This is a genomic window from Hansschlegelia sp. KR7-227, from assembly GCF_049446035.1.
GTDB lineage: Bacteria > Pseudomonadota > Alphaproteobacteria > Rhizobiales > Methylopilaceae > Methylopila.
Genome location: NZ_JBMSEA010000001.1, coordinates 2,992,102 through 3,016,849, shown reverse-complemented (window position 1 = coordinate 3,016,849; position 24,748 = coordinate 2,992,102). Strand labels below are relative to the sequence as shown.

General features: G+C 70.8%; 23 protein-coding genes and 1 riboswitch. Of the genes, 12 read left to right on the top strand and 11 right to left on the bottom strand.

The genetic code is table 11. The features are described from left to right. Positions 1-451 precede the first annotated feature (451 nt). From ACO2RJ_RS14135 to ACO2RJ_RS14125, 3 genes are read left to right on the top strand one after another with little or no spacing between them, the layout of a single operon-like run. The gene (locus tag ACO2RJ_RS14135; RefSeq protein ID WP_423268640.1) at positions 452-1,771 is read left to right on the top strand and encodes a capsule biosynthesis protein; all 1,320 of its coding nucleotides are present in this window, start codon (positions 452-454) and stop codon (positions 1,769-1,771) included. Then, complete coding sequence (locus ACO2RJ_RS14130; RefSeq protein WP_423268639.1) at positions 1,768-2,559, top strand: SDR family NAD(P)-dependent oxidoreductase; 792 nt, start codon at positions 1,768-1,770, stop codon at positions 2,557-2,559. Before ACO2RJ_RS14135 ends, ACO2RJ_RS14130 begins: the two co-directional genes overlap by 4 nt. A gap of 16 nt (positions 2,560-2,575) precedes the next feature. After that, positions 2,576-4,255, top strand: coding sequence for a thiamine pyrophosphate-binding protein (locus tag ACO2RJ_RS14125; protein ID WP_423268638.1), 1,680 nt, complete (start codon positions 2,576-2,578; stop codon positions 4,253-4,255). Between the two features lie 183 nt (positions 4,256-4,438). Here ACO2RJ_RS14125 and ACO2RJ_RS14120 read toward each other — a convergent pair whose 3' ends face one another. The 4 genes from ACO2RJ_RS14120 to ACO2RJ_RS14105 all read right to left on the bottom strand — a co-directional run bounded on the left by ACO2RJ_RS14120 (position 4,439) and on the right by ACO2RJ_RS14105 (position 8,824). Next, on the bottom strand, positions 4,439-5,200 hold the full coding sequence (locus ACO2RJ_RS14120; protein WP_423268637.1) for a pyrimidine 5'-nucleotidase: 762 nt from the start codon (positions 5,198-5,200) through the stop codon (positions 4,439-4,441). A 130-nt stretch (positions 5,201-5,330) separates the two neighbouring features. Further along, the gene (locus ACO2RJ_RS14115) at positions 5,331-5,570 is read right to left on the bottom strand and encodes a hypothetical protein (RefSeq protein WP_423268636.1); all 240 of its coding nucleotides are present in this window, start codon (positions 5,568-5,570) and stop codon (positions 5,331-5,333) included. Positions 5,571-5,674: 104 nt separating this feature from the next. Next, complete coding sequence (argB, locus tag ACO2RJ_RS14110) at positions 5,675-6,571, bottom strand: acetylglutamate kinase (RefSeq protein WP_423268635.1); 897 nt, start codon at positions 6,569-6,571, stop codon at positions 5,675-5,677. A gap of 93 nt (positions 6,572-6,664) precedes the next feature. Then, complete coding sequence (locus tag ACO2RJ_RS14105) at positions 6,665-8,824, bottom strand: putative bifunctional diguanylate cyclase/phosphodiesterase (RefSeq protein WP_423268634.1); 2,160 nt, start codon at positions 8,822-8,824, stop codon at positions 6,665-6,667. 205 nt (positions 8,825-9,029) lie between these two features. Between ACO2RJ_RS14105 and galE the strand changes: the two genes are divergently transcribed. Next, a complete protein-coding gene (galE, locus tag ACO2RJ_RS14100) occupies positions 9,030-10,043 on the top strand; it encodes a UDP-glucose 4-epimerase GalE (RefSeq protein WP_423268633.1) in 1,014 nt (337 codons plus the stop codon). 33 nt (positions 10,044-10,076) lie between these two features. Here the strand turns inward: galE and ACO2RJ_RS14095 are convergent, their stop codons facing one another. Together ACO2RJ_RS14095 and ACO2RJ_RS14090 are read right to left on the bottom strand one after the other, a co-directional pair. Further along, positions 10,077-10,241, bottom strand: a complete 165-nt coding sequence (locus tag ACO2RJ_RS14095; protein WP_423268632.1) for a Thivi_2564 family membrane protein — start codon at positions 10,239-10,241, stop codon at positions 10,077-10,079. Between the two features lie 176 nt (positions 10,242-10,417). Next, positions 10,418-10,930: a DUF2244 domain-containing protein gene (locus tag ACO2RJ_RS14090; RefSeq protein WP_423268631.1), complete on the bottom strand. Its 513-nt coding sequence runs from the start codon at positions 10,928-10,930 to the stop codon at positions 10,418-10,420. 20 nt (positions 10,931-10,950) lie between these two features. Between ACO2RJ_RS14090 and nth the strand changes: the two genes are divergently transcribed. Then, positions 10,951-11,700, top strand: a complete 750-nt coding sequence (nth, locus tag ACO2RJ_RS14085; protein ID WP_423268630.1) for an endonuclease III — start codon at positions 10,951-10,953, stop codon at positions 11,698-11,700. Positions 11,701-11,737: 37 nt separating this feature from the next. On the opposite strand, the gene ACO2RJ_RS14080 is transcribed toward nth, so the two are convergent. Then, entirely contained in the window at positions 11,738-12,427 is a 690-nt protein-coding gene (locus ACO2RJ_RS14080) for a fumarylacetoacetate hydrolase family protein (protein ID WP_423268629.1), read from the bottom strand. Between the two features lie 170 nt (positions 12,428-12,597). Between ACO2RJ_RS14080 and ACO2RJ_RS14075 the strand changes: the two genes are divergently transcribed. Continuing rightward, complete coding sequence (locus ACO2RJ_RS14075; protein WP_423268628.1) at positions 12,598-13,353, top strand: CoxG family protein; 756 nt, start codon at positions 12,598-12,600, stop codon at positions 13,351-13,353. A 10-nt stretch (positions 13,354-13,363) separates the two neighbouring features. On the opposite strand, the gene ACO2RJ_RS14070 is transcribed toward ACO2RJ_RS14075, so the two are convergent. Beyond that, positions 13,364-14,245: a MurR/RpiR family transcriptional regulator gene (locus ACO2RJ_RS14070; protein ID WP_423268627.1), complete on the bottom strand. Its 882-nt coding sequence runs from the start codon at positions 14,243-14,245 to the stop codon at positions 13,364-13,366. Positions 14,246-14,422: 177 nt separating this feature from the next. On the opposite strand from ACO2RJ_RS14070, the gene ACO2RJ_RS14065 reads away from it, so the two are divergent. The 5 genes from ACO2RJ_RS14065 (at position 14,423) to ACO2RJ_RS14045 (ending at position 21,139) form a co-directional block, all read left to right on the top strand. Next, complete coding sequence (locus ACO2RJ_RS14065) at positions 14,423-15,925, top strand: amino acid permease (RefSeq protein ID WP_423268626.1); 1,503 nt, start codon at positions 14,423-14,425, stop codon at positions 15,923-15,925. Between the two features lie 144 nt (positions 15,926-16,069). Then, entirely contained in the window at positions 16,070-17,437 is a 1,368-nt protein-coding gene (locus tag ACO2RJ_RS14060; RefSeq protein ID WP_423268625.1) for a glutamine synthetase family protein, read from the top strand. Positions 17,438-17,530: 93 nt separating this feature from the next. Then, positions 17,531-18,916 (top strand): aldehyde dehydrogenase family protein, encoded by a 1,386-nt coding sequence (locus ACO2RJ_RS14055; protein ID WP_423268624.1) that lies wholly within the window; start codon positions 17,531-17,533, stop codon positions 18,914-18,916. 166 nt (positions 18,917-19,082) lie between these two features. Continuing rightward, positions 19,083-20,258: an iron-containing alcohol dehydrogenase gene (locus ACO2RJ_RS14050; RefSeq protein WP_423268623.1), complete on the top strand. Its 1,176-nt coding sequence runs from the start codon at positions 19,083-19,085 to the stop codon at positions 20,256-20,258. Positions 20,259-20,260: 2 nt separating this feature from the next. Beyond that, positions 20,261-21,139: a type 1 glutamine amidotransferase gene (locus ACO2RJ_RS14045; RefSeq protein WP_423268622.1), complete on the top strand. Its 879-nt coding sequence runs from the start codon at positions 20,261-20,263 to the stop codon at positions 21,137-21,139. Positions 21,140-21,164: 25 nt separating this feature from the next. Here ACO2RJ_RS14045 and ACO2RJ_RS14040 read toward each other — a convergent pair whose 3' ends face one another. Both ACO2RJ_RS14040 and ACO2RJ_RS14035 read right to left on the bottom strand, forming a co-directional pair. After that, a complete protein-coding gene (locus ACO2RJ_RS14040) occupies positions 21,165-21,353 on the bottom strand; it encodes a hypothetical protein (RefSeq protein ID WP_423268621.1) in 189 nt (62 codons plus the stop codon). Between the two features lie 130 nt (positions 21,354-21,483). Continuing rightward, entirely contained in the window at positions 21,484-22,683 is a 1,200-nt protein-coding gene (locus ACO2RJ_RS14035) for an O-succinylhomoserine sulfhydrylase (RefSeq protein WP_423268620.1), read from the bottom strand. A 50-nt stretch (positions 22,684-22,733) separates the two neighbouring features. Further along, positions 22,734-22,813, bottom strand: a riboswitch (SAM riboswitch). A 106-nt stretch (positions 22,814-22,919) separates the two neighbouring features. On the opposite strand from ACO2RJ_RS14035, the gene ACO2RJ_RS14030 reads away from it, so the two are divergent. Beyond that, a complete protein-coding gene (locus ACO2RJ_RS14030; RefSeq protein WP_423268985.1) occupies positions 22,920-24,038 on the top strand; it encodes a 2'-deoxycytidine 5'-triphosphate deaminase in 1,119 nt (372 codons plus the stop codon). A gap of 51 nt (positions 24,039-24,089) precedes the next feature. Here ACO2RJ_RS14030 and ACO2RJ_RS14025 read toward each other — a convergent pair whose 3' ends face one another. Then, entirely contained in the window at positions 24,090-24,593 is a 504-nt protein-coding gene (locus ACO2RJ_RS14025; RefSeq protein WP_423268619.1) for an invasion associated locus B family protein, read from the bottom strand. Positions 24,594-24,748: the final 155 nt, after the last annotated feature.

Sequence of the window (24,748 nt, the reverse complement as noted above, 5' to 3'; positions counted from 1 at the left end):
CAGCGGACGTCCTGCGCGATCAAACACCCCTAAACCTATAGGAGCGCTGGAGAGTCTTAACAGCTTTGCTTTTTTTGCATCTGCGAAGGCGACGGCCTCGGATTCGCGGGGGTCGCCGCTCGTGGTCGCCACCACGGAGATGATCGTTTGACCGTTCCAACGGCCGGCGACGGCCCCTCCCGTAAGGCGGGCCACGTCAGCCTCCCGGCCGCGCAAGCGACTGGAAACGATTGCCACTTTGCCGGGCGTGTGGTTCAAATGCCCCGTCCGAGGTCTTGAGCTTGCCTGCGTCAGCTAGCGGTCCGCCGCTTGCGATGCAACGTTCCGTCAAGCTTTCTGAGATCATACCGGAGCCGCGATTCACTTCGCAGGCGCCACATCCGGTGGACGGGGGCGACGTAGAGGCGGGGACGACGACCAGTGGGTCGGCGTCTTCGGAGCAGGCGACCGGATGATCCATGGCGGGGAAGACGTTCGGCCGCGGCCGAACCGAACTTTCCTTTTCCTTCAGGGACTCGCGTCGCCGTTCTTCCGGCGTCTCGGGCGTTCGCTCAAGCGCAAGGGCTATGGCGTCGAGCGCATCAATCTGAACTTCGGCGACAGGCTGTTCTGGAACATACCGGGCTCGGTCGCCTATCGCGGCCGGTTCGAGGACTGGCGCGGCTTCCTCTCCAACTTCATGGATGAGCGCGGGGTGACGGACCTCGTGCTGTTCGGCGACGGGCGGCCCTACCACCGCGTCGCGATCGCGACCGCGCAGCTGCGCGGCGTCGGGGTCCACGTGTTCGAGGAGGGCTATTTCCGTCCCAACTGGATCACCATGGAGGCCGGCGGCGTAAACGGCTTCTCGAGCCTGCCGCGCGATCCCGAGACGATCCGCCGCCTCGCCGCCGAGCTCGGCGAACCGGAGAGGCCGCGGCCGATCCACGGCGACATGAAGACGCGTTCGCTCTGGGACATCGTCTACAACAGCGCGAACACCTTCTTCCCCTATCTCTATCCGCACTACCGCCGTTACCGGCCGCACCACCCCTTCGTGGAATACGCGGGCTGGATCGGCCGCATCATCCGCGGCAAGGCGGAGGCGCGGCGGACGGCCGCGGTGGAAAGCGCGCTCAAGGCCGACAAGGCGCCGTATTTCCTGCTGCCGCTGCAGCTCGACAGCGACTATCAGATCCGGCTGCACTCGCCGTTCAGCGCGATGTCCGAGGTGGTCGACTTCGTCGCGCGCTCCTTCGCCGCCCACGCGCCGGCCGACGCCAAGCTGATCGTCAAGCTGCACCCGCTCGACAATGGGCTCGTCAATCGCCGCCGGCAGACCCACGTCACCGCCGAGCGCACCGGCCTGAGGCAGCGCCTGCAATACATCGACGGCGGCCAGGGCCCGGCGCTGATCGACGGCGCCGCCGGCGTGATCGTCGTCAACAGCACCATGGGCACGCTTGCGATCGAGCGCGGCCGGCCGACGATCGCGATCGGCCAGGCGATCTACGACCTGCCCGGCCTCACCCATCAGGGCACGCTAGAGAGCTTCTGGACGGCGCCGACGCCGCCGGACCGATCCTTCGTCGCGGCCTTCCGGCGGGTCGTCGCCCATCGCACCCAGCTCAATGGCGGGTTCTACTCCGCCGAGGCGGTCGACATCGCCGTCGCCAACGCGATGCGGCGGCTGATCGAGATCGCGCCGGTTCGGGCGACGCGCCCGGTCGCGCTCGGCTGGGAAGGCGAACGCGACTTCAGCGACGCCGCTTCGCCCGTCCCGGGCGAGTGACGGAGCGCCGTCCGCGCTCGGTCGTCGTCACCGGCGGCGGCCGCGGCATCGGCGCCGCGCTGGCGCGCGCCTATGCGGCGCCCGGCGTCACGCTTCTGCTGATCGGCCGTGACCGGGACGGCCTGACGGCCGTCGCGACCGACTGCATGGCGCGCGGCGCGACCGCGAAGATCGCGGCCCTCGACGTCACGGATCACGCCTCGCTCGCCGCGACCCTCATAGGCTTCGACGCGGATTTCCCCGTCGACGTGCTGATCGCCAACGCCGGCGTCTCGGGCGGGCTCGAGCCCGGCCGCAGGGCCGAGACCTTCGAGACCGCGCAGAGGCAGCTGCGCGTCAATCTCGAGGGCGCCGTCGCGACCGTCACCCCCCTGATCGAGCCGATGCGCGCCCGGCGCTCCGGCCGCATCGTGCTGATGAGCTCGCTCGCGGCGCTGCAGCCGATCGGCGACACCGCGGCTTACTCCGCCTCGAAGGCGGGCATCCTCGTCTGGGGCCAGGCGCTCGGCGATTTCCTCGCCCCCGACGGCGTCGGCGTCAGCGTGGTGTGCCCCGGCTTCGTCACCAGCGACATGAGCCAGCGCTATGGCGGCCCGAAGCCGTTCGAGATGTCGGCGGACGCCGCCGCCGAGCTGATCCGCCGCAAGGTCGCGCGCGGCAAGGAGCTAATCGCCTTCCCCTGGCCGATGGTCGCCGCGATCCGCCTGGGCCGATTGCTGCCGCGGCCGCTGCTGCGCAAGATCCTGGCGCGCGTGCCCGTCGAGATCGCGCCCGACCGCCACGCCTGAGCCCGGGATCGCCGCCATGGCCGCATCGCGCAGCGGAGCCGAAATCCTCGTCGACGCCCTGGTCACGAACGGGCTCACGACCGCCTTCGGCGTGCCCGGCGAGAGCTATCTCGCCGTGCTGGAGGCGATGCGCGCGAGGGCCTTCGACTTCGTCGTCTGCCGGCAGGAGGGCGGCGCCGCGATGGCGGCGGACGCTTTCGGCAAGCTCACCGGCAAGCCCGGCCTGTGCTTTGCGACCCGCGGCCCCGGCGCGACCAACGCCGCAAGTGGCGTCCATGTCGCGAGCCAGGATTCGACGCCGCTCATCCTGTTCGTCGGCCAGGTGGAGCGCGGCTTTCGCCACCGCGAGGCGTTCCAGGAGATCGATCTCGCCGCGCTGTTCGGGGCGATGGCGAAATGGGTGGTCGAGATCGACGATCCCGCGCGCATCCCCGAGCTCGTCGCGCGCGCGATCCGGGTCGCCTGTCAGGGGCGGCCCGGCCCGGTGGTGATCGGCCTCCCCGAGGACATGCTGGCCGAAAGCGCCGACGTCGCCGACGCCGCTCCCGTGACGCCGGCCGAGACCTGGCCCGGCCTCGCCGACATAGCGCAGCTCCAGAAGCTGCTCTGGGCGGCCGAGCGGCCGGTCGCGCTCGTCGGGGGAGGGCGCTGGTCGGAGGCCGCGACCCTGCGGCTCGCGCGCTTCGCCGAACGCTTTGCGCTTCCGGTCGCCGTGACCTTCCGCCGCCAGATGCTGTTTTCGGCCGACCACCGCTGCTATGCGGGCGATCTGGGCATCGCGCCCAACCCGAAGCTGCTCGAGCGGATCGGGGACGCCGATCTCGTGCTGCTGATCGGCGGCCGGCTGGGCGAGATCCCGAGCCAGTCCTACGGCCTGTTCGGCGTTCCGACGCCGGGGAGGAGGCTGGTCCACGTCCACGCCGACGCCGAGGAGCTCGGCCGGGTCTATCAGCCGGCGCTCGCGATCCACGCCTCGCCGGCGGCCTTCGCCGCCGCGCTGGAAGCCGTCCAGCCGCCGCAGACCCTGACGTGGGAGGCCGGGACCGCGACGGCGCGGGCCGACTATCTCTCCTGGTCGGGCGTGGTCCCCGCGCATCCCGGCGCGGTTCAGATGGGCGAGGTCGTGGCCGCGCTCAACGCGCTGCCTGTGGACGCCATCGTCACCAACGGCGCCGGCAACTATTCCAGCTGGTTCCACCGTTTCCAGCGGGTGCGGACGTATGGATCGCAGCTCGCGCCGATCTCCGGCTCGATGGGCTACGGCCTGCCCGCCGCGATCGCCGCCAAGCGCCGCTTCTCCGACCGCGAGGTCGTGGCCCTCGCCGGCGACGGCTGCTTCCTGATGACCGGCCAGGAGCTCGCCACCGCCGTGCAGTACGACCTGCCGGTGATCGCGCTGGTGTTCGACAACGGCCAATACGGCACGATCCGCATGCACCAGGAGCGCGCCTTTCCCGGCCTGCCTTTCGGCACGGCCCTGCGCAATCCGGACTTCGCGGCCTATGCGCGGGCGTTCGGCGCCGAAGGTTTCTCCGTGACCGAGCGCGGCGCGTTCGCGCCGGCCTTCGCCGCAGCGCGCGCCTGCGGCCGGCCGGCGGTGATCCACGTGACGCTAGACCCCGAAGCGATCACCCCCACGACGACGATCGCGCAGATCAGGGCGGCGGCGAGTAAGAGCAGGGTCTCCTCGTCTTGAAGCGAGATGAACCTCAGCCGTCATCCCGGGCTTGTCCCGGGATCCATTCCCGCGACGGCCTGATGTCATTGAGTGCGCGGAGGAAATGGGTTCCGGGACAAGCCCGGAACGACGATGGAGGCTTGGCGCGGGCCGCATCCCATCGACGTGATCGCTCTGGCCAGGGTTCGGCCCGACGTCCGGCTATTCCGCCGCGACGATCGCGAGCGCGGCGAGGAAGCCCGGGAGGTCGTCGGTGACGTGGTCGATGTGCGGGGCGGGGTCGCCGTCGTCGGGCGAGGTCAGGCGCTCCATGCCGTCGGGCTCGCCGTCCTTCGGCGCGACCAGCACGGTGCGCATGCCGAGCGCGTGCGGCACGACGAGGTTCTTCGACAGATCCTCGAACATCGCGGCGCGGCGCGGCTCGACGCCGTGCGTCTGCAGGAAGAGCGCATACGCCTCCGGCGCGGGCTTCGGGACGAAGCCTGAGGCCGCGATGTCGAACACGTCCTCGAACAGGTCGAGCAGCCCGAGCTTGGCGGCGACGTTCTCCGCGTGGAGGCGGGAGCCGTTGGTCAGCACGAAGCGCCGTCCGGGCAGGCGCGCGATCGCCGCGGCGAGGTCGGGCGCCGGGATCAGCACGGAATGGTCGATGTCGTGCACCACCGCGAGGAAGTCCGCCGGGTCGAGCCCGTCTTCCGCCATCAGGCCGGCGAGCGTCGTGCCGTGCTTGCGGTAGTAGTATTTTTGCAGCGCGCGCGCCGACAGGCCGTCGATGCCGTAGCGGTGCGCGACGAAGGCCGTCATCCGCGCGTCGATCTGGTCGAACAGGCGCGACGACGGCGGATAGAGCGTGTTGTCGAGGTCGAACACCCAGGTGTCGACATGGTCGAAACCCTTCGCCTCGGCGGCCTGCGCGTGCTCCGCGAGGCGTTCGAAGGAATTGGGATCGGGAATTCTGTTCATTGAAGGCGCAACCTCGGGTTCGTCCACGACGTCAGCATGACGCGAACGTGGTGAACGGGGCGTTGTCGCGCGCGGTTCCGGCTTTTCCAAGACGTCAGGGCTTCACCTGTCGGGAGAGCCTCGGGCGGATTCAGCGCAGCGCCGTCCCGAGCGTGGCGTGTCCGAACGACAGCGCATAGGAGACCGGAGAGGGCGCCCCGGTCAACGCCAGCACCACGAGCGTGAGCGCGATCCAGACCAGCGCCAAGACGCGCGGCCCCTGCTGGACATAGACGGCGGCGATCAGCAGATGGATCACCGCGAGCAGGTTGGCCGGCGCGCTCGCCCAGATCGATGGCAGCAGGAAGAACACGAGGCCGGTCATCGCCATGGCCCCGGCGAACTCGCCGAGCGAGCGGCGCCGCCGGCCGGGCGGCGCGGCCTTCTTCGTCTCGGGCGGCCTCTTGAACGGAACGACGGCCAGGGCGGCGCTCCTCAGCGCGTGATGAGGGTGCCGGCGCCGCCCTCGGTGAGCAGCTCGATCAGCACGGCGTGGGGAGTCTTGCCGTCGAGAATGACGACGCCTTCGACGCCGCGCTCGACCGCATAGATGCAGGTCTCGACCTTCGGGATCATGCCGCCGGTGATGACGCCGTCGGCGATCAGGCGGCGCGCCTCCTCGACCGAAAGCTGGTCGATCAGTCGCTTGTCCCTGTCGAGCACGCCGGGGACGTCGGTCAGCAGCAGCAGGCGCTTGGCCTCGACCGCGCCGGCGATCGCGCCGGCGAAGGTGTCGGCGTTGACGTTGTAGGTCTGGGGCCCGTCGGTCGCAGTCGCGACCGGCGCGATCACCGGGATCAGGTCGGACTTGATCACCCAGTCGAGCACGGTGCGGTCGACCCGGTCCGGCTCGCCCACGAAACCGAGATCGACGACCTCCTCGATCCGGCTTTCGGGATCGATGACGGTGCGCGTGACCTTGCGGGCGGCGACCATGCCGCCGTCCTTGCCGCAGAGGCCGATGGCGCGGCCGCCCTCGGCGTTGATCGCCGCCACGATCTGCTTGTTGATGGAGCCCGCCAGGATCATCTCGACGACCTCGACGGTCGCCTGGTCGGTGACGCGCAGGCCCGCCCTGAACTCCGACTTGATCCCGAGCCGGTCGAGCATCTTGCCGATCTGCGGGCCGCCGCCATGCACCACGACGGGGTTGATGCCGACCTCCTTGAGGATCGCGACGTCCTGCGCGAACCAGCGGGACGCCTCGACGTCGCCCATGGCGTGGCCGCCATATTTCACCACGACCGTCGCGGCGTCGTAGCGCTGCATGTAGGGCAGGGCCTCGACGAGGATGCGCGCGGTGTCGTGCGGGTTCGGGGCGGAGACGGTCATCGGCCTCGCTCGGCAGGCGGTGAAGCGGCGGGCCGGGTTCTAGACGGTTCGGGGCGACCGCTCAATGACGGTCGCGCCCCGCGCCGCGTCGCGTCATCCGGCGAGGCTCGGCTCCGGCGCGGCGGCGAGGCTTGGCGCCAGCGCCCCTTCGAGGACGCCGCGCGCCTGCTCGAGAACGCCGCGGGCGCCGAGCGCGCGCAGGTTCGACAGCATGCGGTTCGCGTACCAGGCCTCGAAGGCCGCGGCGGGCATCGGCTTGGCGTAGAGATAGCCCTGCGCGACGTCGCAGCCATGCGCGGTCACGAAGGCCAGCTGCTCCTCGGTCTCGACGCCTTCCGCGACGGTCTCCACGCCGAGCGTCGCGGCCATGCCGATCACGGTGCCCACCACCACGCGGGACGCGGGCGTGACGAGCGCGTCGCGCACGAAGGCCTGGTCGATCTTGAGCACGTCGAAGGGAAGCCGGGTCAGCGTCGACAGGTTCGAGTAGCCGGTGCCGAAATCGTCGATCGCGACGCGGATGCCGGCAGCCTTCAGCCGCCCGAGCTCGCGGGCCGCATGGGTGGGATCGCCCATCGCGGCGCTCTCCGTGATCTCGAGCTCGATCCGGCTGGGATCGGCGCGCGCGGCGCGGATGATGGCGAGCGTCGACTCGGCGAAGGTGGGCGACCGGAACTGAAGCGTCGAGACGTTGACGGCGATGCGCACGTCGATGCCCATCGCCGCCCAGGCGACGCTCGTGCGGCTGGCCTCGGCGAGCACGACCCGGCCGAGCGGCTCGACCAGCCCGCTCTCCTCGGCGACGGGCACGAATTCGCCGGGCGAGACCATGCCGCGGACCGGGTGGCGCCAACGCACCAGCGCCTCGGCGCCGGCGACCGCGCCGGTCCTGAGGTCGATCTGCGGCTGGTAATGGACTTCGAGCTCGTCCTGCTCGATGGCGCGGCGCAGCTCCTCCTCGAGGCGCAGGCGGCCATAGGCCTGCCGGACGAGGTCGACGCCGGCCGAGCGGGCCGATTGCGGACCCGCCTGACGCGCCGCCGACAGCGCGGCGGCCGCGCTCCTGAGCAGCGTGCCGGCCTCGTCGCCGTCCGACGGGGCGATCGCGATTCCGATCGCGAGCCGGAGCGACACCCGCCGTTCGCCGAGGGCGAGCGGTGGATCGAAGGCCGCGATCGCGAGCCGGGCGAGCTCCTCGGCCGCGGCGGCCTCCGCGCCATAGGCGAGCATCGCGAAGCCGGCGTCGGAAATGCGCGCGAGCGTGACGGACAGATCCGCCCCGAGCGGCGCGATCAGGTTCGACCGGCGGGCCCATTCGGCGGCGGCTTCGCGCAGCCGGTCGGCCGCGCCCACGACCGCGAGGTCGCCCTGCTGTTGGCCGAGCGCGGCGGATACGCGCGTGAGTCCCTCGACCTCGATCTCGAGCAGCGCGACCGGCTGTCCGACGAGAAGAGCGGCCGCAAGCCGGCTGGTCATGCTGGCGCGGTTCGGCAGACGCGTGATCGGGTCGTCGAAGGTCAGCCGGTGCAGCGCGTCGGCGCTTTCGGCGAGGCGCTGGGCGGTCGAGAGATGCGCCCGCGCGAGCGCGCCGATCTCGTCGCCGCGAGTTCCGGCGCGCCGGAGCTCGTCCTGGGCGTCGCCGGGCCGGGTGACGGCGCGGGTCAGCGCCCTCAGGGGCGAGGCCAGCGAGTCGAAGGCGAGCGCCGCCGCCGGAAGAGCGAAGAGCAGGGCGGCGAGCGTCGCGAGCAGTCCGCGCGCCGCGGTTTCGCCCGCGGCGACCCTGGCGGGCTCCAGCGAGCCGCCGACGCGCAGCACGGCGTGACGGCCGTCGGCGAGGGTCACCGCCTTCGCGGCATGGGCCGCGCCGCCGGCCCGGGCGAGGGCCGCGACGCCCGCATTTTTCGTGGCCTCGATCGCCGCGGGCGTGAAGGCCGGCGCGGCGGCTCCGCCGCCCGCGAGCAGGGCGCCGTCGGGCGCGACGAGGAAGGCGTAAGAAAGGTTCGAGCCCTGCGCGAGCCGCGAGAGACGGGCGTAAGCGGATCCGTCGTCGGCGATCTCGACGGCGAGCCGTTCGGCTGCGCCCGCGAGCGCCTTCTCGATCGCGCCCGCCGTTGCGTCCTGGACGCCGAGCGCCGAGATCGCGGTGAGCGCGACCCCCAGCGTCGCCAGCATGGCGCCCAAGGCGAGGGTCGAGCGCGCGGCGAGGCCGCGCCACCAGCGGTGGGGCCGCTGAGCGGCGCTAGGCAGAGACATCGTCCGGGACGCCTCCCCTGCGCCGCAACTTCACGCAACTCTCGGTCGACAGAGTGAAAGAAGCGTTAGCGGGCGGTCGGGGGAGTATCGGAAACGGCCCTGAACGCTGTCGGTTTCGTGGGGGTCGTGAAACGAAACGGAAAGAGGCGCAGGCTAGACTTGGGTGGCCGGCGCGCGAGCCCCGGAGTCCCGAGGGAGCAGACACATGGCCGTCCTCATCACCGGCGGCGCCGGCTACATCGGATCGCACATGGCGCTCGCCCTCCGCGACGCGGGCGAGAAGGCGGTCGTGCTCGACGACCTGTCCACCGGCCATCGCGAGGCGGTGCCCGAGGGCGTGCCGCTGGTGGTGGGCGACGTCGGCGACGAGGCGCTGGTCCTGCGGACGATCGCCGCGCACCAGATCGACGCGGTCGCCCATTTCGCCGCGCGCATCGTCGTGCCGGAATCAGTGCGCGATCCGCTCGGCACCTACGCCGCCAACACCGGCAAGACGCGTCTCCTTCTTGGCGCGCTCGTCGCCGCCAAGGTCAAACGGTTCATCTTCTCGTCGACCGCCGCGGTGTACGGCCTGGAGCCGCCGACCCCGACGCCGGAGACCGCGACGCCCGATCCGGGCTCGCCCTACGGCTCCTCGAAGCTGATGTCGGAGTGGATCCTGCGCGACGTCGGCGCGGCGCACGGGCTCAACTTCGTGGTGCTGCGCTATTTCAACGTCGCCGGCGCCGACCCGCAGCTCAGGTCAGGACAGCGCTCGGCGGCCGCCTCGAACCTCATCACGGTCGCCGCGCGGGCGGCGCTCGGCATGAATGACGGGCTCTCGATCTTCGGCACGGACCTGCCGACGCCGGACGGAACGGGCGTGCGCGACTACATCCACGTCAGCGATCTCGCGCAGGCGCATGTCGCGGCGCTCGAGCATCTCCGCCGCGGCGGCGCGAGCATGACACTGAACTGCGGCTACGGCTGGGGCTATTCGGTCCGGGAAGTGATCGACTCGGTGCGCCGCGTGTCCGGACGCGACTTCCCAGTCCGGGAGGCGCCGCGCCGGCCGGGCGATCCGTTCATCTCGATCGCCGACGCGCGCCGCATTCGCGCGGCGCTCGGCTGGCGTCCGTCCCATGAGCAGCTCGACCAGATCGTCGGCGACGCGCTGCGCTGGGAGGCGTTCTGCTGGGGCGCCCGCCGCCCCGGCCAAAGGACGCGGCGCGCCGGCTGAGCCGGCGGCCGCCCCGTCGGAGCTCGCGCCGGCTCAGAACACCTGAAGGTATTTGAGCAGCGAGATGATGCCGATGATGATCACGATGATGCGCACGATCTGCTTGGCGCGCCCGTCGATCGGCAGCATTCCGATCAGCCAGAGCACGAGCACGATCACGAGCACGGTGATCAGAATGCCGATGAGGGGGCCTTCCATGATGCGCCATCCTTCTTGCGCGGGAATCTGAAAGAATTTCGGGGGCGTCGGCCCGCTCCCGTCATTTTACGCGCCGTCGCACTGTGGAAACGCCCGGAGGCCCGGAGCGTTCCGGAATGTCTTCCTGTCCGAAGGGCGTAGGCCCCGGGCCGGGGTCGAAGCGCCGGCGCCGGCGCTTAAGACAGCGTCCGTCCGGCCTTGGCGACCGCCAGCGCTTGGCGGAACGCGCCGGCGAACTCCGACCGCTCGCGGGGCGAAAGGCTCGCCGCAAGATCGAGCGGCGCGGCGTCGCGTTCGGCGACGCAGAGCCTGGTCGTCCCGAACTCGTCGTCGACCTCGGTCATGACCCGCACCCAGCGCGGATTGAAGCGCCACTCGCGAGCGTCGCCGCGATGCGTGGTCTTGCGGATCAGCAGTTCGACATGCGTGAGCAGGACGTTCTCGCAGGCCCGGGCGTGGGCGACGTTGAGGCGCAAGGCGAGCCACAGCGCGAACACGTCGAGCCCGAAGAAGCCGACCACGGGCCAGGCGCCCATCCACACGAAGGGCAGGCTGACGAAGGCGGTCAGCGCGCCGAAGCCGCCGAGCAGCACGGCCCGCCCGCGCGGCGTGAGCGAGCGGTGCGGCCGGATTTCGGCGGCGAAGACCGGCCGGTCGGCCGCATCCTGCGATCTGGCGTCGTCCCTCATGGCCCGAGTATAAAGCCGCGATGCCGCCCCGCCAGTCCCCCGCCGCGAAGACGGCGAGCGCCGTCGTCCCCACGCCCCGGCCCGCCAAGGCCCCGGGCCGCGCCACGAAGCGCAAGGCCGCGCGGCTCCCGGCGGCGACGGTCGAGGAGATTTTTCGGCGCTTCCACGCCCGCGACCCCGAGCCGCGGGGCGAGCTCGAATATGTCGATCCCTACACGCTGCTCGTCGCCGTCGTGCTGTCGGCGCAGGCGACCGACGTCGGCGTCAACAAGGCGACGCGGCGGCTGTTCGCCGAAGCCGCGACCCCCGAGGCGATGGTCGCGCTCGGCGAGGAGCGCGTGCGCGAGCACATCCGCACCATCGGGCTCTACCGCAACAAGGCGAAGAACGTCGTCGCGCTGTCGGAGCGCCTGATCGCCGAGCACGGCGGCGTGGTGCCGCCGTCGCGCACGGCGCTGGAGCTGCTGCCCGGCGTCGGCCGCAAGACCGCGAACGTCGTCCTCAACACCGCCTTCGGCGAACCGACCATCGCCGTCGACACCCATCTGTTCCGCGTCGGCAACCGTACGCGGCTGGCGCCCGGCGCGACGCCGCTCGCCGTCGAGCTCGGGCTGGAGAAGGCCGTGCCGGAGGCCTACCGCCGGCACGCCCATCACTGGCTGATCCTGCACGGCCGCTACGTCTGCAAGGCGCGACGGCCCGAATGCTACCGCTGCCTGATCGCCGACCTCTGCCCGTTCGAGCCGAAGATCAAGGCGGCGGAAGGCTGAACGGCGCCGCCGCGGCGCGCTCCGGCGGGCGCGCCGGTCACGCCACCCTCAGCGTGAGCGTCCCGACGCCCTCGACGCGGCCTTCCAGGCGGTCGCCGCGGACCACGGGGCCGACGCCGGAGGGGGTGCCGGAGAAGATCAGGTCGCCGGGCCGGAGCTCGAACAGGCGGGAGAGGTAGGCGATCATCTCCGGCACGGTCCAGATCAGCTGGTCGAGGTCGCCGGTCTGGCGGCGCTCGCCATTGACGTCGAGGGTGACCGCGCCCTTGGCGGGATGCCCGATCTCCGAGGCGCGGGCGATCGCGCCGCAGGGGGCGGCATGGTCGAACGCCTTGCCCACCTCCCAGGGCCGCGCGAGCCTCTTGGCCTCCGCCTGAAGGTCGCGGCGGGTGAAGTCGATCCCGACGGCGTAGCCGAACACCAGGCCGAGCGCGTCGGCTTCCGCGACGTCGCGGCCGCCGCCGCCGAGCGCGACCACCATCTCGATCTCGTGGTGCACGTCGGCGGTCGCGGGCGGGTAGGGGAAGTCCGCGCCGTCGGGAAGCAGCGCGTCGGGCGTCTTCATGAAGAAGAACGGCGGCTCGCGGTCGGGATCATGCCCCATCTCGACGGCGTGGGCGGCGTAGTTGCGGCCGACGCAGTAGACCCGGCGCGCGGGGAACAGCTCGGACGTTCCGCGCACCGCCACGGCGGGCTGCGGCGCGGGCGGAAAGACGAATGCGGACATCTCGGCTCCGATGGGGGATTCGCCCTCAGCATGCGGATGCGCGGCCGGGACGCAAGCTCCGAGCGGACGCCGGACGTTTGCGCGTCGGCGGCAGTGCGGACCGGCTTTACCCGACACGCTTCGCCGCCCTAGATCAGGGGCCTCCGCTACTCAGGATACGCGCAGCCGTCATGGACATTTCCGGGTCTCACCGCATCCCCGCCCCTCGCGACGCCGTCTGGGCCGGGCTCCATGATCCGGGGACGCTTCAGACGTGCCTGCCCGGCTGCGAACGGGTCGAGCGCGTGTCGGACGGGACCTATGACGGCGTGGCCGCGACCAAGATCGGTCCGCTAAAGGCGCGTTTCTCCGGGCGCGCCGTCGTGACCGAGGTCGAGGCCCCCCGCCGCGCCGCTCTCGCATTGTCGGCTGACGGCGGTCCGGCGGGCGCGGCCACGGGAAGCGCCGAGGTGACGCTCGCGGAGGACGGCGACGCGACGGTCGTGACCTACGCGGCCCATGCCGACGTCGAGGGCAAGATCGCCCAGCTCGGCTCCCGCCTCGTCGCGGGCGTGGCGCGGCAGACGGCCGACGCCTTCTTCGCCCGCTTCGCGGAGCTGGCTGCGGAGGGTCGGCTCGGCGGACTGGCGCTGGCCGAGGCGCCGCCGCTCGCGCATGAGGAGCCGGCGGAGACCGCCGCGCCCCTGGTCGACGCGCCGCCGCTCGCGGCCGGCGTCCGCGTCGTGGAGGCGCCGCGTCCAACGCCGATCGCGCCGACGCGGACGCCGGACGTGCCCGAGACGCTGGCGCCGATCGAGGCGGAGACCGCGCCGCCGCCGACCGGCGGTTCCGGCGGAACCGCGACGCGGGCGCTGCTGATCGTGGGGCTGCTCGTCGTGGTCGCCGCCGCGCTCGCCTATGTCCTGACGCTGTCCCCGCCCGCCTGACCGCGTCCGGTCAGTCTTCGCCGAGCACCTTCGCGCGGATCTGCTCCAGCTGGCCGAGACGCTCGTCGGTGTGCTCGCCGGAGAGTTCCGTCACGCGCGCGACCAGCGCTTCGGTGAGGGCGAGCAGGCTCGCGAAGGAATCCCACGCGCCGACGCTCTCGGTCGCGCCGACCAGGACGGCGTTCGCGTGGGGCGCGGCGTCGGCGTCGGCCGCGTCCGTCATCAGCACCACCGTCGCGCCCCGCTCCGCGGCGAAGGCGCAGAGCCGCACGACGTCGGCCTGGTAGCGGCGGACGTCGTAGGCCACCACCACGGTCCGGCGGCCGACGTCGATCAGCCGGTCGGGCCAGGTCGCCGACAGCGAGCCGATCTCCTCGACGTCGCCCCGGACGATCTCGAGATGGCGCGTGAGCAGCCGGGCGAGCGCCTGGCTGAACCGGCCGCCCACCACCAGCACCCGGCGCCGCGGATCGGCGAGCCGGCGCGCCGCGCTCTCAAACGCCGGCCGGTCCAGATCGCGGAAGGCGTCGGCGACGTTCTGGGCGAGCTTCGCCCCGAAGGCCGCGAGCCGGTCGCCCTCGGGCAGGCCGCCGGCGCGGTGGGCGGTCCAGCGGCCGAGCGGCGAGCCGCGCTCTTCCGCGAGTTCGGCGCGCAGGCGCTCCTGCAGGCTGCGCCAGTTATCGTAGCCGAGCTTGCCGAGCAGCCGCAGGACGGTCTGCGAGCTCGCGCCGGCGCTCCGTGCGAAGCGGGCCATCGGCGCGAAGCCGGCGACGGGATAGTGCGCGCTGAGATGCGCCGCCGCACGGCGCTCCTGCGGGGTCAGCGTGGGCGCGATCTCGGCGATCGCCTTCGCCACCGTGCGTCGGGTCTCGATCGCTCCGTCCCGCGCCATCCTGCGAGTCCTCGTCACGTCGCCCGTTTGCGAGCGTTTCATTCCATATTGACAGAAACCATGGGCGTCTGGAACGATCGTTCCAAGACGGGCGGATCACATTCCGTTTGTCGGACGGGGGTCGAGCCGGCCGCGCGGAAGGGTTGGCGACCTGGCGACCGCAACGGGGGATCGGACATGGCGCAGGACGACGCGGGCGCGACCTATCAGAAGGTCGACGCCGATTATTTCGCCAAACGCGGACTGACGCGGTACGCGGGCGTCGCGAGCCTCTGGGCTCTCGGCGTCGGAGCCGTCATTTCCGGGCACTTCTCGGGCTGGAACTTCGGTTTCGCCACCGGCGGCTGGGGCGGCATGCTGGTGGCCGGCATGATCATCGCGGTCATGTATCTCGGCCTGACCTTCTCGATCGCCGAGATGTCGGCCGCGCTGCCGCACACCGGCGCGGCCTACTCCTTCGCCCGCACGGCGATGGGCCGCTGGGGCGGGTTCTTCACCGGCCTCTGCGAGAACGTGGAGTACGTCATCACGCCGGCGGTCGTGGTGACCTTCATCACCTCCTACGTGAACTCGATCCTGGGGCTCGACCCGGCCTATTCGCCGCTGATCTGGATCGTGTTCTACGTCATCTTCGTGGGCCTCAACGTCTTCGGCCTCGAGCTGTCGTTCAAGGTGACGATGGCCGTCACCGTGATCTCGCTCGGCGTGCTCGTGTTCTTCTGGGCGAGCGCGTTCCCAAACATGGATTTCTCGCGCTGGGCGCTGAACATCGGCGTCGGTCCGGACGGCGCGGCGGTGGAGTTGCCCGAGGGCGGGGGCTCGTTCTTCCCCTTCGGAATCTCGGGCGTGCTCGCCACGCTGCCCTTCGCGGTGTGGCTGTTCCTCGCCATCGAACAGCTGCCGCTCGCGGCCGAGGAGTCGATCGACCCGGCCCGCGACATGCCGAAGGGGATCATCCTCGGCATGCTGACGCTGATGCTCTCCGCCTTCATGATCGTGCTGCTCAACCCCTCCGTGATCGGGGTCGGCTCGTTCAAGCTGTCGACGTCGCTCGAACCGCTGCTCGACGGCCTGCGCGCCATCTACGGCGACACCGGCGTCGTGCTGCTCGGCGTCGTCGCGCTCACCGGCCTGATCGCGAGCTTCCACACCATCATCTACGCGCAAGGCCGCCAGATCTATTCGCTCTCGCGGGCGGGGTATTTCCCGCGCGGGCTGTCGGTCACCCACGCGCAGTACAGGACCCCGCACGTCGCGATGATCGTCGGCGCGCTGGTCGGGCTCGGCGTGATGCTGATCATCTGGTTCGCGCTCGGCGCGGAGCAGGCGGGCGCGTCGATCGGCAGCGTGCTGCTCAACATGGCCGTGTCGGGCGCGATGTTCTCCTACATCGCCCAGGCGGTCTCCTTCATCCTGCTGCGCAAGAACGCGACGCACATCAAGCGGCCGTTCGTCAGCCCGCTCGGCATCCCCGGCGCGGTCGCGACCATCGTGATCGCGGTGGTGACGCTCGGCTACCAGGTGCAGGACCCGAACTTCACCAAGGGCGTGCTGTGGGTGCTGGTGTGGTTCGCGATCGCGACCGTCTACTTCGCGCTCGTCGGCCGGCACAAGCTCGTGCTGTCCCCGGAGGAGGAGTTCGCCCTGTCGAAAGGCGCCGGCGAGTACAGGAGCCACTGACGGCCGTTCCGCCGCCTTCCGCGGACTAAAGTCCGCCTCGGCCGCCGCGTCTTCAGAGGGCGCGGCGGCCCAAAGCACGGGCCGGCGAAAGGTCGGCGCCACGGATCCCGGATCGAACCCGGGGCGATAAGGGAGCGCGACGCCATGAGCACGACCGGGCCGATGAACGCCAAGGATTTGCTCGCCCTCGTCGACGCCCGCGGGCTGACCCACGTCAAGGTCGGCGTCGCCGACGGCGACGGCGTGCTGCGCGGCAAATATATGAGCCGGGACAAGTTCGCCTCCGCGCTCGAGAAGGGCTTCGGCTTCTGCGACGTCGTGCTCGGCTGGGATTCGAACGACCAGCTCTACGACAACGTCAGCTTCACCGGCTGGCGGACCGCTTTTCCCGACGCCGCGCTGCGCCTGCTGCCGGAGACGGCGCGCGATCTCACGCTCGAAGGCGACATGATCTTCGTGCTCGCGGAGTTCACCGGCGACGCCGAGGCGGTCTGCCCGCGCGGGACGCTGCGGCGCGTGCTCGACCGCGCGGCCGGCCTCGGCTTCTCCATCAAGGCCGCCGCGGAGTTCGAGTTCTTCCTGTTCGAGGAGACGCCGCATTCCGTCCGCGACAAGGGCTACCGCAAACTGACGCCGATGACGCCGGGCTTCTTCGGCTATTCCGTCCTGCGCTCGGGCGTGCATGCGGAGCTCTACGCCGACCTCCTGAAGCTCGGGCAGGACATGCGCTTCCCGATCGAGGGGCTGCACACCGAGTCCGGGGCGGGCGTGCTGGAGGCGGCGATCGAGGTCTGCGACGCGCTCGAGGCCGCCGACCGCGCCGTGCTGTTCAAGACCATGACCAAGATCTTCGCCCAGCGCCGCGGGCTGATGGCGAGCTTCATGGCGAAATGGTCCAAGGACTGGCCCGGCCAGTCCGGCCATCTCCACATGTCGCTTCTGGACAAGAAGGGCCGCTCGGCGTTCCACGATCCGGACAGGCCCGGCGGGATGACCGACGTGATGCGCTGGTTCATCGGCGGCCAGCAGGCGCTGATGCCGGAGATCCTCGCCATGGTCGCCCCGACGGTGAACGCCTACACCCGCCTCATTCCGGGCTTCTGGGCGCCGACCGAAGCCACCTGGGGCGTCGAGAACCGCACCTGCGCGCTGCGCGTCATCGAGGGCGGCCCGAAGTCGCAGCGCGTAGAATACCGGGTGTCGGCCGCCGACATTAACCCCTATGTGGCTCTGGCCGCGGCCATCGGCTCCGGCCTCTGGGGCGTCGAGAACAGGATCGAGCCGGATGCGCCGGTCGCCGGAAACGCCTACGCGATGAAGCATCCCGCGAAGCGCGCCTTGCCGCGCAGCCTGGGCGAGGCCGCCGCGCGGCTTTCGCGGTCGAAGCCGGCGAAGGAGGTCTTCGGCGCGGCCTTCGTGGAGCACTGGGCGGCGACGCGCGACTGGGAGCAGCGCGAATTCGACAAGGCGATCACCGACTGGGAGCTGTCACGCTATTTCGAGATCATCTGAGCGCGACCGTGGCGCTCCAGCCTTCGCATGCCTTTCTGAAAAACGATCCCGGCGCGGCGCATCGCCCGCGGCCGGGATGACGAGTGGACCGACATGACCGACCAGATCTGCATCTCTCCCATCGACGGACGCGAGGTCGCACGGCGGCCGGTCGAGACGCCCGAGGCCATCGCCACGGCGGTCGAGGGCGCCAAGCGCGCCCAGGCCGCCTGGGCCCGCGTGCCCATCGCGGAGCGCTCCGCGAAGATGCTGACCTTCCTCGACGCGCTGCTCGGCCTGAACCAGCAGATCATCCCCGAGCTCGCGCTGCAGATGGGCCGGCCCGTGCGCTACGGCGGCGAGATGCGCGGCGTCGAGGAGCGCGTAAAACACTGCGTCGAGACCGCGGAAGCCGCGCTCGCCGACGTGGTCCCGCCCGCGAAGTCCGGCTTCCGGCGCTTCATCCGCCGGACCCCGCTCGGCACGGTGCTGGTGATCGCGCCGTGGAACTACCCCTTCCTGACCGCCGTCAACACGATCGTCCCGGCCCTGATCGCGGGCAACGCCGTGCTGCTCAAGCACGCGGCCCAGACCATTCTCGTCGGGGAGCGCTTTCAGGAGGCGATGGACAAGGCGGGGCTTCCGGACGGCCTGTTCCGGAACCTGGTGCTCGACCACGAGCAGTCGGCGACGCTGATCGGCTCAGGCGCGATCGACCACGTCAACTTCACCGGCTCGGTCGCCGGCGGCAAGGCGGTCGAGCGCGCCGCGGCCGGGACCTTCGCCAGCCTCGGCCTCGAACTCGGCGGCAAGGATCCGGCCTATGTCCGGGAGGACGCCGACCTCGACTTCGCGATCGAGAACCTCGTCGACGGCGCCTTCTACAATTCCGGCCAATGCTGCTGCGGGATCGAGCGTGTGTATGTGCACGAGAAGCACTATGACCGCTTCGTCGAGGGCGCGGTCGCGCTGACGTCGAACTATGTTCTGGGAAACCCGCTGGACGACGCGACCACCCTCGGACCGATGTCCGCCGTCCGCTTCGCCGACACGGTGCGCGCCCAGACCGCGGAGGCGCTCGCGAAGGGCGCGAAGGCGCATCTCGACCCGAAGGCGTTTCCGGCCGACCGGGAAGGCACGGCCTATCTCGCGCCGCAGATCCTCACCAATGTCGACCATTCGATGAGGGTCATGACGGAGGAGAGCTTCGGCCCGGTGGTGGGGATCATGAAGGTCTCGGGCGACGAGGAGGCGCTGACGCTGATGAACGACAGCCCCTACGGCCTCACCGCGTCGATCTGGACCAAGGACGTCGAGGTCGCGGAAGCGCTCGGCGATCGCATCGAGACCGGCACCGTGTTCATGAACCGCTGCGACTATCTCGATCCGGCGCTCGCCTGGACCGGCGTCAAGGACACCGGCCGCGGCGCGTCGCTGTCGGAGATCGGCTTCCACCAGCTGACGCGTCCGAAAAGCTTCCATCTCCGCGAGGCGTCGTGAACGCGATCGAGCTGTCCGAATAGAGCTCGTCGTCCTCCGGCTTGACCGGAGGACCCATCGGCGGCGTAGCGCTCGACGCCGAACATGGATCCTCCGGTCAAGCCGGAGGATGACGGCGGAGTTTCAGAGCGACGTCCGCAAGCAGACCCTCCGCGAGATAGACCCGATGACCGCCTTCACAGCCTCCTGGAACTACCCGACCCGCGTGCTGTTCGGTCCCGGGCGCGTGTCGGAGCTCGGACAGGCCTGCGCGCAGGCCGGGATCAAGCGGCCGCTGCTGGTGACCGATTCCGGGCTCCGGGACGCGGACATCACGCGCCGCGCGCTCGACGTGCTGGACGGCTCGGGGCTGAAGGTCGCGCTGTTCTCCGACGTCAAGGGCAACCCGACCAACGCCAACGTCCAGGCGGGCGTCGCGGCCTACAAGCAGGCCGAGGCCGACGGCGTCGTGGCCTTCGGCGGCGGCTCCGGCCTCGACGTCGGCAAGCTCGTCGCCTTCATGGTCGGGCAGACGCGGCCGGTGTGGGACTTCGAGGACGTCGGCGACTGGCACACCCGGGCGGACGCCTCGAAGATCGCGCCGATCGTCGCCGTCCCGACCACCGCCGGCACCGGCTCGGAGGTCGGCCGCGCCGCCGTCGTGACCAATGAGGAGACCCACGAAAAGAAGATCATCTTCCATCCGAAGATGCAGCCGGCGATCGTGATCTCCGATCCCGAGCTGACCGTCGGCCTGCCGCCGAAGCTCACCGCCTGGACCGGCTTCGACGCGCTCGCGCATTGTCTGGAGGCGTTCTCGGCGCCCGGCTTCCATCCGATGGCGGACGGCATCGCGGTCAACGGCGCGCGGCTGATCAAGATCTACCTGCCGCGGGCGGTGAAGGACGGCTCCGACATCGAGGCGCGCGCCCACATGCTCGCGGCCGCCTCTATGGGGGCGGCGGCCTTCCAGAAGGGGCTCGGCGCGATCCATTCGATGTCGCATCCCGTCGGCGCGCTCTACGACACCCATCACGGCCTCACCAACGGCGTCGTGATGCCTTACGTGCTCGTCGCCAACCGCCCGGCGATCGAGGAGCGTTTCGCGGCGATCGCGCGCTCCTTCGACATCGACGGCGGCTTCGACGGCTTCATCGACTGGGTCCTCGCCTTTCGGGAAAGCCTGTTCGTGCCGCATTCGCTCGGCGATCTCGGCGTCGACGACAGCCGGATCGACGAGCTCGCCGAGAAGGCGGAGCGCGACCCCTCCACCGGCGGCAACCCCCTGCCGTTCAAGGCGGCGGATTTCGCGAGGCTTTTCCGCGCCGCGATCGCCGGCGATCTCGACGCCGCGCGGGTCTGACGATGCGGCCGCTTCGCCTGCTGGTCGCCGAGGGAAACCCGCCCGCCATGCGCGAGCGCCATGCGGCGTCGTCGGGCGCCACGCCGAGCGACTTCTACGCTGCCGTGCTCTCCGAACTCGCCGCGGGCCTGGAGCTGCCGGTGAGAGTCGATGTGTGCTTTCCAGCCGACGAGGGCGCGAACCTGCCCTCCGGCGAGGACCTCGACGGCTATGACGGCGTCGCGATCACCGGCTCCGGCCTCAACCTCTGGAAGGCGGAGACGGAATCGCTCGCCCAGGTCGAGTTCGCCCGCGCGGTCTATGATGCGGGCCTGCCCTTCTTCGGCTCCTGCTGGGGGCTGCAGGTCGCGGCGGTCGCGGCGGGCGGCGAGGTCAAGCTCAACCCGCAGGGCCGCGAGATCGGCGTCGCCCGCTCCATCCGGCTGACCGCGGCCGGCCTCGACCATCCGATGCACCGGGGCCGCACGGAGACTTTCGACGCGCCGGCCATCCACTCCGACGAGGTGGCGGTGATGCCGCCCGGCGGAACGCTGACGGCGACGAACGAGCTCTGCGCCGTGCAGGCCGCCGAGATCCGGCACGGCAAGGGCGTGTTCTGGGGCGTCCAGTTCCACCCGGAATACACTTTCGCCGAGCTCGGGGGCATCCTCGCCCGCTACACGCCGATCATGATCGCGGAAGGCTTCCTGCGCAGCGAGGAGGAAAGCCGGGCCTACGTCGCCGATCTCGTCGCGCTCGACGCCGAGCCCGACCGCAAGGACCTCGCCTGGCGGCTCGGCATCGCGCCCTCCGTGCTCGACCCGAAGATCCGCCGCACCGAACTCATCAACTGGCTGAAGCTGCAGGTTCTGCCGGCGATGAGCGCCCGCGGCCGGGCCTGATCGCGACCGGCGACGATCCCCCGCCTCAGATCGCCTGCGCGATCTGGACCGCAAGCCACGCCGCCCCGGCGGCCAGCGCGACCAGCTCCGCCGCCACGACCGCCCGCGAGCGGCGGGGCCGGGCCCGCACGCCGACGCGGCGTCCGAACGGACGCCTCCGGCCGTCCTCCGCGTCCTGCGCGGGCTCGCGCGTGGGGAAGTTGCGAAACGTCATCCTGCCTCCAGCAAGAACCTCGAGGGCGCCCTGTGACGAACGCACGACCCTCCGCCGCGCGTTCGCCGGAAGCGGGCGTCATGGTTTACGGAAGGTTAAGTTCCGCAGGCGGGGACTTGCGCGGGCTCCGTCACACGGCCTTCAGCGCGGTCTCGACGTCCTCCAGCAGGTCGTCGACATGCTCCAGCCCGACCGACAGCCTGAGCGTCGCGTCGGTGATGCCGAGCTCGGCGCGCGCCTCGGGCGCCAGCCGCTGATGCGTCGTGGTCGCCGGGTGGGTCAGGATCGACTTGGCGTCGCCGAGATTGTTCGAGATCTTCACGACCTGCAGCGCGTTGCCGAAGCGGAAGGCCTCCGGCTTCGCGCCGTCGATCCGGAAGGTGATCAGCGTGCCGCCGCCGGCCATCTGCTTCGCCACCAGCGCCGCCTGCGGATGGTCCGCGCGCCCGCAATAAGCGAGCTTCGTCACCTTCGGGTGGACGGCGAGAACATCGGCGATCTTGGCCGCGCTCGCCTGCATGGCGTGGACCCGCAGCGACAGCGTCTCCAGCCCCTTCGCCAGCGTCCAGGCGTTGAACGGCGACAAGGACGGGCCGGTCTGGCGCAGGAAGTTGTGCAGGTGGTCCATGACGAACTGGTCCGACCCCAGCACCATGCCGCCCAGCGTCCGGCCCTGGCCGTCGATGTGCTTGGTCGCGGAGTAGACGACGACGTCGGCGCCGAGCGTCAGCGGCTTCTGCAGGATCGGCGTCGCGAACACATTGTCGACGACGAGCCTGGCGCCCGCCTCATGCGCGATCCCGGCGATCGCCGCGATGTCGTAGACCTCGAGCGTCGGGTTGGTCGGCGTCTCGATGAAGAACGCCTTGGTCTCAGGCCGCACGGCCGCGCGCCACTGGTCGAGATCGGCGCCGTCGACCAGCGTCGAGGCCACGCCGAAGCGCGGCAGCAGGTCCTCGACGACGTAGCGGCAGGAGCCGAACAGCGCCTTGGCCGCGACCACATGGTCGCCCGCCTTGACCTGGCAGAGCATGGAAGCCGTCACCGCCGCCATGCCGCTCGCGGTGGCGCGGCCGGCCTCGGCGCCTTCGAGCGCGATCATGCGCTTCTCGAAGGTCGCGACCGTCGGGTTGGAGAAGCGCGAATAGATGAAGCCCGGGTCGCGCCCGTCGAAGCGGGCCTCCGCCGCCTCCATCGTGTCATAGGCGAAGCCGGAGGTCAGATACATGGCCTCCGACATCTCGCCGAAGCCCGAGCGCGCCTCCCCTTCGTGGATCAGCCGGGTGGCGTCGCGCAAGGGACGGTCGGTCGGAAGGCTGGGGCGGCTCATGGGATGCGACCTCGGAGCTTCGCCGGGCCGCGGCGGAACGTCGTCGAGAGGCGTTCGCGCGTCCGGCCTTTTAGCGGGTTGTTTTTACGTGGCGGCAAGCCGGCCGGCTCAAAGAACCACGGGAGTAGGGCGAGCGATAAGCCCGCCGCCGCTTGGCGTCAACGGGGCGTTCGCGTAAAGGGCGGATGGGCTGCGACGCCCGGACGATGGCGCGGATGCGAGGGGCGATCCCGAGCATGGCGGGAGCGGGGCCCGGCTTGGCCAAGGACATCATCACAGGCGGCATCCTGCCGAGCCAGGCGATCGAGCGGCTGATCGCGGGCGGCGCGATCGCGCTCGACCGGCCGGCCGCGCCGGACCAGATCCAGCCCGCGAGCCTCGACCTGCGGCTCGGGACGGTCGTCCACCGCGTGCGCGCGAGCTTCCTGCCGGGCCCCGGCCGCACCGTCGCCGAGCGGCTCGAGGAGCTGACGCTCCACAGCATCGACCTCACGCCCGGCGCCGTGCTGGAGACCGGCTGCGTCTACATCGCGCCGCTGATGGAGCGGCTGGCGCTTCCGGACGACGTCGCCGCGGCGACCAATCCGAAAAGCTCGACCGGCCGCCTCGACGTCTTCACCCGCGTGATCGCCGACGGCGTCCGCTCCTTCGACGCCGTGCCCGCGGGCTATCGCGGCCCGCTGTTCGCCGAGATCTCGCCCCGAACCTTTCCGGTGCTGGTCCGCGCCGGCTCCCGCCTCAGCCAGCTGCGCCTGCGCCGCGGCGAGGCGCGCCTCACCGACGCCGAGCTGCTCGACCTGCAGGCGAGCGCCCGCCTCGTCGACGACGACGCGGCGGACGTCAATGGCGGCGTCGCCGTCACCGTCGACCTGACGGGCGACGCCGCGAGCCTCGTCGGCTGGCGCGCGAAGCGCCACACCGGCGTGGTCGACGTCGACCGCCCGGGCGCGCACGACGTCGCCGATTTCTGGGAGCCGATCCGCGCGGGCCGCTCGGGGCTCGTGCTCGATCCCGGCCAGTTCTACATCCTCGCCTCGCGCGAGGCGGTGCAGGTGCCGCCCGACCACGCCGCCGAGATGGTCCCGTTCGACCCGCTGGTGGGCGAGTTCCGCGTGCATTACGCCGGCTTTTTCGATCCCGGCTTCGGCCATGCGGAGGCCCGCGGCGCCGGCGCCCGGGCGGTGCTCGAGGTGCGCAGCCACGAGGTGCCCTTCATCCTCGAGCACGGCCAGACGGTGGGACGCCTCGTCTATGAGCGCATGCTGGAGCGCCCGACGACGCTCTACGGCGAGCTCGCCACCTCGAACTACCAGGGCCAGAAGCTCAAGCTCTCCAAGCATTTCCGCGCGCCCTAGGAGCGGGCGTCGGGCACGACGCCCGGGGCCTTCGCCCGCCTCGGCGCATGATCAGGGACACGCCTGCCTCAGGCGGCCCATGGCGTCTGTGACGCCCGCCAAGGAGAAGGCGTACGTCGTCCGGTTGCCGCGCGCGGAGCGGGCGCTGACCGTCAGTGTCGACCCCTTCCGCAGGGCGTCGAGCAGTTCGCGTTCGCGCTCCGGTTTGACGAGCCACGCTCCTTTGCCGGACGTGGCGAGCCTGAATTTGCCGCCGTCGACGTCGAGAACCGCTTCCGATCCCGGCGCGAGAGGATAGCCGACCTGAAGGCTCGCCTCGCTTGCGACGTCCTTGCGAACCGTGCTCCGCACGAAGAACGATACCAGCCCGTGATCAAGACGTCTTGGTTCGGATCTTGTCGGATTCGAGTATATAAAGCAGCGCTTGCGCGACGTCTGCGTGTATTTCCATACCGTCCAGTCTTTGAAGGTCCCGATCTTCTGTGGATTTGCGGCGCCGGACGCTGGCGTCACGAAGAAAACAAGTGATAGCGCTGCGATGACGTTACGAAACATGTGTGCGCGCACCCCTGCGGCGTGTGGGTTGACTGCACGGGTTTAGCCGGCGAGGCCGGGAACTCAAACGCGACGTGATCACGATCATGCGAGACGCTCTGGGTCGACGCCCGCTTTCCGCGCCGTGATCCCGCCCTCGGCTCGCGAGGCCGTCG